Origin of the sequence: Streptomyces sp. NPDC048297 (assembly GCF_043201585.1) — a bacterium.
In the GTDB taxonomy this organism is placed as follows: Bacteria; Actinomycetota; Actinomycetes; order Streptomycetales; family Streptomycetaceae; genus Streptomyces.
The window spans coordinates 164866-171099 of record NZ_JBICZA010000020.1 but is presented as its reverse complement, the minus strand read 5'-3'; the positions used below and the strand labels follow the sequence as shown (position 1 = coordinate 171099).

Sequence of the window (6234 nt, the reverse complement as noted above, 5' to 3'; positions counted from 1 at the left end):
AGGAACAAGATCAGCACGCACTCCGGACACCCTGCCGACCAAGATCGTCGAGCACAAGACCCGCAGCGCAACTCATTCTGAAACGATCAGTTAGGCGCAAAAAGCAGGCAGCCCACCGACGGGGGACGGTCGGCGGGCTGCCCGGGGTGTTGCCGCGATGGCTCTAGTGGACGGAGTGCTCCTCCAGCGGGAACGTCCCGTCGATCACGTCCTGTGCGAACTCCTTCACCGCGTCGCCCATGACCTCACGCAGGTTCGCGTACTTCTTCACGAACTTCGGGACCCGGCCCTGCGTCAGCCCGAGCATGTCGGTCCACACGAGCACCTGCGCGTCCGTCTCGGGTCCCGCGCCGATGCCGACCGTCGGGATCTGCAGCACGCGCGTGACCTCGGCCGCCAGCTCCGCCGGAACCAGCTCAAGCACCACCGCGAACGCGCCCGCGTCCTGCACGGCCTTCGCGTCCCGCAGCAGCTGCTGGGCCGCCTCCTCGCCCCGCCCCTGCACGCGGTAGCCCATCGCGTTCACGGACTGCGGGGTCAGCCCGATGTGGGCCATGACCGGGATCCCGGCCTCCACCAGCAGCCGGATCTGCTCGTGCGAGCGCTCGCCGCCCTCCAGCTTGACCGCGCCGACCCCGGCGTCCTTCACCAGCCGGGTCGCCGAGCGCAGCGCCTGCACCGGGCCCTCCTGGTAGGAGCCGAAGGGCAGGTCGCCGACGACGAGGGAGCGCCGCGTGCCGCGGACGACGGCCGCCGACAGCATGGTCATCTCGTCGAGGGTGACGGGCACCGTGGTCTCGTACCCGAGGTGGCAGTTGCCCGCCGAGTCGCCGACGAGGATCACCGGGATCCCGGCCTCGTCGAAGACGGACGCGGTCATCGCGTCGTAGGCCGTGAGCATGGGCCACTTCTCGCCGCGTTCCTTGGCGAGGGCGATGTCGCGGACGGTGATGCGGCGGGTGCCCTTCCCCCCGTACAGCGTCGTGCTGCCGTCGGAAGGCTTGTTCTGGGCAGCCGAAAGCTGCGTCATGACAACGGCTCCTTCAGTCATCTCGAGGCACCCTGACGGCGTCCCCGGACCGGTTCCATGGTGGCACTTCGTACCGGAGAGGGCCAGGGGGGACCCCTGTGATCCGCCGGACCACCCGAACGGCCGCCCGGACGTGCGGAAGCGGCCCCTCCGTGTAAGCAGTCGGTAAAAGTATTCAGATACGAGACGGTGCCGTATTGGAATGATCGTACGATCGAACACATGACAACGTCCGTCCCTGCCTCCCGAATACCGGAAGCCGTGCACCGGCGCCGCTGGGCGATCCTCGGCGTGCTGATGCTGAGCCTGCTCATCGTGGTGCTCGACAACTCGATCCTGAACGTCGCCATCAAGACGATCTCCACCCCGGCGCCCACAGGCATCGGCGCCACGCAGAGCGAGATCGAGTGGGCGATCAACGCCTACACCCTCGTCTTCGCCGGCCTGCTCTTCACCGCCGGTCTCATCGGTGACCGACTGGGCCGCAAGAAGATCCTGATCGGCGGCCTGCTCGTGTTCGGCATCGGGTCCGCCCTGGCCGCCGAGTCCGGCACACCGGGGGAGCTGATCACCTACCGCGCCCTCATGGCCCTCGGCGCCGCCTTCGTCATGCCCGCCACCCTCGCCGTCCTCATGAACGTCTTCGAGCGCGAGGAGCAGCCCAAGGCCATCGGCATCTGGGCGGGCGGCGTCGGCCTCGCCATCGCCATCGGCCCGATCACCGGCGGCGCGCTGCTGGACCACTTCTGGTGGGGCTCGGTCTTCCTGGTCAACGTCCCGATCGTGATCGTCGCCATCGCGCTGATGCTGTGGCTGGTGCCCGACTCGCGCGACCCGAACCCCGGCCGCCTCGACCCGGTCGGCGTCGTCCTGTCCGTGGTCGGCCTGGTCCTGCTCGTCTACGGCATCATCAAGGGCGGCGAGCTGGCCGACTTCACCGACGGCAAGGTGCTGGCGACCATCGTCGCCGGACTCGTCGTCCTGACCGCCTTCGTCGTCTTCGAGAAGCGCAGCGACCACCCGTCCCTGGACGTCAGCTACTTCAGGAACAAGGTCTTCTCGTCCGCCATGAGCGCCATCGCGCTCGTCTTCTTCGCGCTGATGGGCGTCACGTTCTTCGGCGTCTTCTACATCCAGAGCGTGCGCGGCTACTCGCCGCTGCAGGCCGGTCTGATGATGCTGCCGCTGGCCGCCGCGCAGATGATCTTCGCGCCGCGCGCCCGGCTGCTGGTCGACCGGTTCGGCAACAAGGCCACCACCACGGCGGGCCTGGTGCTGGTCGCCGCCACCCTGGCCGCGTTCGCCGGTTTCGAGGCCGACACGCCGATCTGGCTGATCGAGGTCGTCTTCTTCCTCATGGGCACCGGCATGGCGCACATCATGACGCCGACCTCCGTCGTCATCATGCAGGCCCTGCCGCGCGAGAAGGCCGGTTCGGCCTCCGCGCTCAGCAACACCTTCCGCCAGGTCGGCGGCGCCCTCGGCATCGCCGTCCTCGGCTCGGTGCTCTCCACCGCGTACCGCAACGGCATCGAGGGCAAGCTCGGCCTGCTGCCGCCCGCCCTGCGCGACACGGCCGGCGAGTCCATCGAGGCCACCCTCGGCGTCGCCGCCAAGCTCGGCCCGCGCGGTCAGGGCCTCGTCACCCCCGCGAACGACGCCTTCCTGCACGCCATGCACGTCACCGCCCTGTGCGGTACGGGCGTCGCGCTCGTCGGCGCCGTCGTCACGGCCCTCTTCCTGCCGGGCAGGCCGGCGGCGGGTCAGAAGGACACGAAGGAACAGGAGTTGGTGGTCGCGGCCGACTGAGAGCCGTGGACGCCGGGACGGGGGAAGGAGGCCGCTGCGGGACAATTCCCGCAGCACACCGAGAGGACGGACCATCGTGAGCCTTGCCGAAAGCCGGCCGCGCCCGGACGGCCCCGCCAGGGGACGGCCCCGCAGCGAGGCCGTGGAACACGCCATCGTGGAAGGCGTGATGAAGCTCCTGGAGGACGGCGTACCGCTCGCCGAGCTGTCCATCGAGCGCGTCGCGCGCACGGCCGGAGTCGGCAAGGCCACCATCTACCGCCGCTGGAGCGGCAAGGAGGAACTGTTCGTCGACGTCATGCGCGCCGCCGAACCCCCCGACCCGGTCCTGCCCGGCACCTCCATGCGCGACGACCTCGTCGTCCTGCTGGAGTCGCTGCGCCGGCGCGGCCTGGCCAGCCGCTCGTCGGCGATCCTGCACAACGTCTACGCCCAGATGAAGAGCAGCCCCAAGGTCTGGTCCGCCTACCACACCTGCGTCATAGCTCCCCGGCGCGCCCAGACCCTGGAGGTCCTGGAGCGGGGGCAGCGGAGCGGCGAACTGCGGGCGGACGTCGACCTGGAGCTGGCCAGCGACATGTTCACGGGCCCCATGCTCGTCCGCTCCGTGATGCGCCCCGACGCCGACCTGCCCGAGGACCTGTCCGAGGAGATCGTCGACGCGGTCCTCGCGGGCCTGCGGCCCGGCCCGCCGGCCTGACGGGGTCACCCGCCCGGCGGAGGCACCCGCCTTACGGGGTGCCCCCCTGACGCAGGCACCCGCCTGACCGGACCGCGGGGCGGAACTCGACGGTCCGGTGGCGCTGATGTGCATGTTTCGTCACAGACTCCCCGCCCGGCGCGGTGCTCGGAACTCCCCGCCCCGCCTTGTTCGTCATCGTCTTCCGTACGGCCGTCATGGGACGGCGGAACGGAGCCGTTCATCCCCTAGGGTCGGACACCGGGGGACGGCGGAGTGCACAGCGGGCAGTGAGGCAGACGGTATGGCGCAGCAGGCGTACGTGACGGAGACGGACGGCGACGGCTCGGGGCCCGAGCGACGTGGATCCCGGCTTCGGCGCCTGTCGCACCGCGTTCTGTCCCGCTGGCGCGGCGATCCGCGGATCTGGCGCCGGGGCCGGGTCCTCGCGGCGCTGGCCCTGCTCCTCGCCCTGGTGATGCTGCTGCACTCGCGCATCCCCAACCGGATCGGCAACCTCGGCAGCCTCACGGAGACCTTCCTGCCCTGGCTGGGGCTGGCCGTCCCGGTGCTGCTGGTGCTCGGCGTGCTGCGCAGGTCCGCGCCCGCGCTGATCGCGGTCCTCCTCCCGGCGATCGTGTGGCTGAACCTCTTCGGCGGGCTGCTCACCGACAAGACGGGCAGCGGCGGCGACCTCATGGTCGCCACCCACAACGTCAACGCCGACAACCCCGACCCGGCCGCGACCGCCCAGGACGTCGCCTCCTCCGGCGCCGACGTGCTCGCCCTGGAGGAACTGCCCGCGTCCGCCGTCCCGGTGTACGAGAAGGCGCTCGGGACGACGTACCCCCACCACGCGGTCGTCGGCACCGTCGGCCTGTGGAGCAAGTACCCGATGGCGGGCGTGCACGCCGTCGACATCAAGCTCGGCTGGCAGCGCGCGATGCGCGCGAGCGTCGACACCCCCGAGGGGCCCGTCGCGGTGTACGTCGCCCACATGCCCTCGGTGCGGGTGAAGATGGAGGCCGGGTTCACCGCGCGGCAGCGCGACAAGAGCGCCGACGCGCTCGGCGAGGCGATCGCCGACGAGACGCTGCGGCGGGTCGTCCTGCTCGGCGACCTGAACGGTACGATGAACGACCGCTCGCTCAACGCGGTCACCTCGCAGCTGCGTTCCACGCAGGGGGCCGCGGGAAGCGGCTTCGGGTTCAGCTGGCCGGCGTCGTTCCCGATGGCGAGGATCGACCAGATCATGGTCAAGGGCGTCGAGCCGGAGAGCTCCTGGACCCTGCCGCGCACCGACAGCGACCACTTGCCGGTGGCTGCTCGTGTGAAGGTGGACACGTCCTCTTAACCGGCCGGAATACTGGGCCTGGGAGAGTTTGTTCCGCGTCTGAACATAGAGTGGACGGAACTCCGCCCTCCCTGCTTCCCTCGAAAGGCACAGGCCCTTCATGCCTCTGGCCCTGCTCGCCCTGGCCGTCGGCGCTTTCGGTATCGGAACGACCGAGTTCGTGATGATGGGCCTGCTGCCCGACGTCGCGGACGACCTGGGCGTATCCATCCCCACCGCCGGACACCTGGTGTCGGCGTACGCGCTGGGCGTCGTCATCGGCGCCCCGCTGCTGGCCGCCCTGACCGCGCGGCTGCCCCGCCGCACGGTCCTGATCGGCCTGATGGTCCTGTTCGTCGTCGGCAACGCCCTCTCGGCCCTGGCCCCCGGCTACGACTCCCTCCTCGCCGCCCGCTTCCTCAGCGGCCTGCCCCACGGTGCCTTCTTCGGCGTGGGCGCGGTCGTCGCCACCGCGATGGTCCCGCCGGAGCGCAAGGCCCGCTCGGTCTCCCTGATGTTCCTCGGCCTGACCGTCGCCAACGTCGCGGGCGTCCCCGTCGCCACCCTGACCGGCCAGCACCTCGGCTGGCGGGCGACGTTCCTCGGCGTGAGCGCGATCGGCGTCGCCGCCATCGCCGCGCTCGCCCTCCTGATCCCGCACGACCGCGCCACCGCCCCCACCACGGGCCTGCGCGGCGAACTGGCCGCACTGCGCTCGCTGCCGGTGTGGCTCGCCCTGGGGACGACCGTGGCCGGCTTCGGCGCCCTGTTCGCGGCCTACAGCTACATCACCCCGATGCTGACGGACTCCGCCGGTTTCGCCGAGGGCAGCGTGACGGTGCTGCTCGCCCTGTTCGGCGTCGGCGCGACGGCGGGCAACCTGCTGGGCGGCCGCCTCGCCGACCACGCGATGCGCGGCACGCTGTTCGGCGGACTGGCCGCAGTGGGTGTCGTCCTGCTCCTCTTCCCCGTCCTGATGCGCGCCGAATGGAGCGCGGCCCTCGCCGTGACCCTCCTCGGCACGGCCGCCTTCGTCACCGGCTCCCCGCTCCAGCTGATGGTCATGGAGAAGGCCTCCAGCGCCCCCTCCCTCGCCTCCTCCGCCAACCAGGCCGCCTTCAACCTGGCCAACGCCGGCGGTGCCTGGATCGGCGGCCTCGCCCTGGCGGCCGGCTTCGGCGCCACGTCCCCCGCGCTGGCCGGGGCCGCCCTCGCGGTCCTCGGACTCGCGGTCGCCGCCGTGGCGTACGCGGTGGACGTGCGCCGGGCGCCGGTACACGCCGGCCGGGTGGTCGCCGCGCACGTACCCGAGGAGTCCGGCGCGCTGCACCACTGAGAGACGCGGGCACGCCGCACCACCGAGAGGCGCCGGCGTGCTGCACC

Annotated in this window: 5 protein-coding genes; 4 read left to right on the top strand and 1 reads right to left on the bottom strand. The window is 71.2% G+C overall.

All coding sequences use genetic code 11. The features are described 5' to 3' along the window. Positions 1-163 precede the first annotated feature (163 nt). Positions 164-1030, bottom strand: a complete 867-nt coding sequence (panB, locus tag ACGFYV_RS22975) for a 3-methyl-2-oxobutanoate hydroxymethyltransferase (protein ID WP_393880290.1) — start codon at positions 1028-1030, stop codon at positions 164-166. A 222-nt stretch (positions 1031-1252) separates the two neighbouring features. On the opposite strand from panB, the gene ACGFYV_RS22970 reads away from it, so the two are divergent. The 4 genes from ACGFYV_RS22970 (at position 1253) to ACGFYV_RS22955 (ending at position 6187) form a co-directional block, all read left to right on the top strand. Beyond that, complete coding sequence (locus tag ACGFYV_RS22970; protein ID WP_393880289.1) at positions 1253-2839, top strand: MFS transporter; 1587 nt, start codon at positions 1253-1255, stop codon at positions 2837-2839. A 76-nt stretch (positions 2840-2915) separates the two neighbouring features. Further along, entirely contained in the window at positions 2916-3539 is a 624-nt protein-coding gene (locus ACGFYV_RS22965; RefSeq protein ID WP_393880288.1) for a TetR/AcrR family transcriptional regulator, read from the top strand. Positions 3540-3822: 283 nt separating this feature from the next. Then, positions 3823-4872, top strand: coding sequence for an endonuclease/exonuclease/phosphatase family protein (locus ACGFYV_RS22960; RefSeq protein WP_393880287.1), 1050 nt, complete (start codon positions 3823-3825; stop codon positions 4870-4872). A gap of 100 nt (positions 4873-4972) precedes the next feature. Beyond that, positions 4973-6187, top strand: coding sequence for an MFS transporter (locus ACGFYV_RS22955; RefSeq protein ID WP_393880286.1), 1215 nt, complete (start codon positions 4973-4975; stop codon positions 6185-6187). Positions 6188-6234: the final 47 nt, after the last annotated feature.

Coding starts and splice junctions, on each gene's coding strand:
- ACGFYV_RS22970 (WP_393880289.1), top strand. CDS start 1,253: ATGACAACGTCCGTCCCTGCCTCCCGAATACCGGAAGCCGTGCACCGG.
- panB (WP_393880290.1), bottom strand. CDS start 1,030: ATGACGCAGCTTTCGGCTGCCCAGAACAAGCCTTCCGACGGCAGCACG.
- ACGFYV_RS22955 (WP_393880286.1), top strand. CDS start 4,973: ATGCCTCTGGCCCTGCTCGCCCTGGCCGTCGGCGCTTTCGGTATCGGA.
- ACGFYV_RS22960 (WP_393880287.1), top strand. CDS start 3,823: ATGGCGCAGCAGGCGTACGTGACGGAGACGGACGGCGACGGCTCGGGG.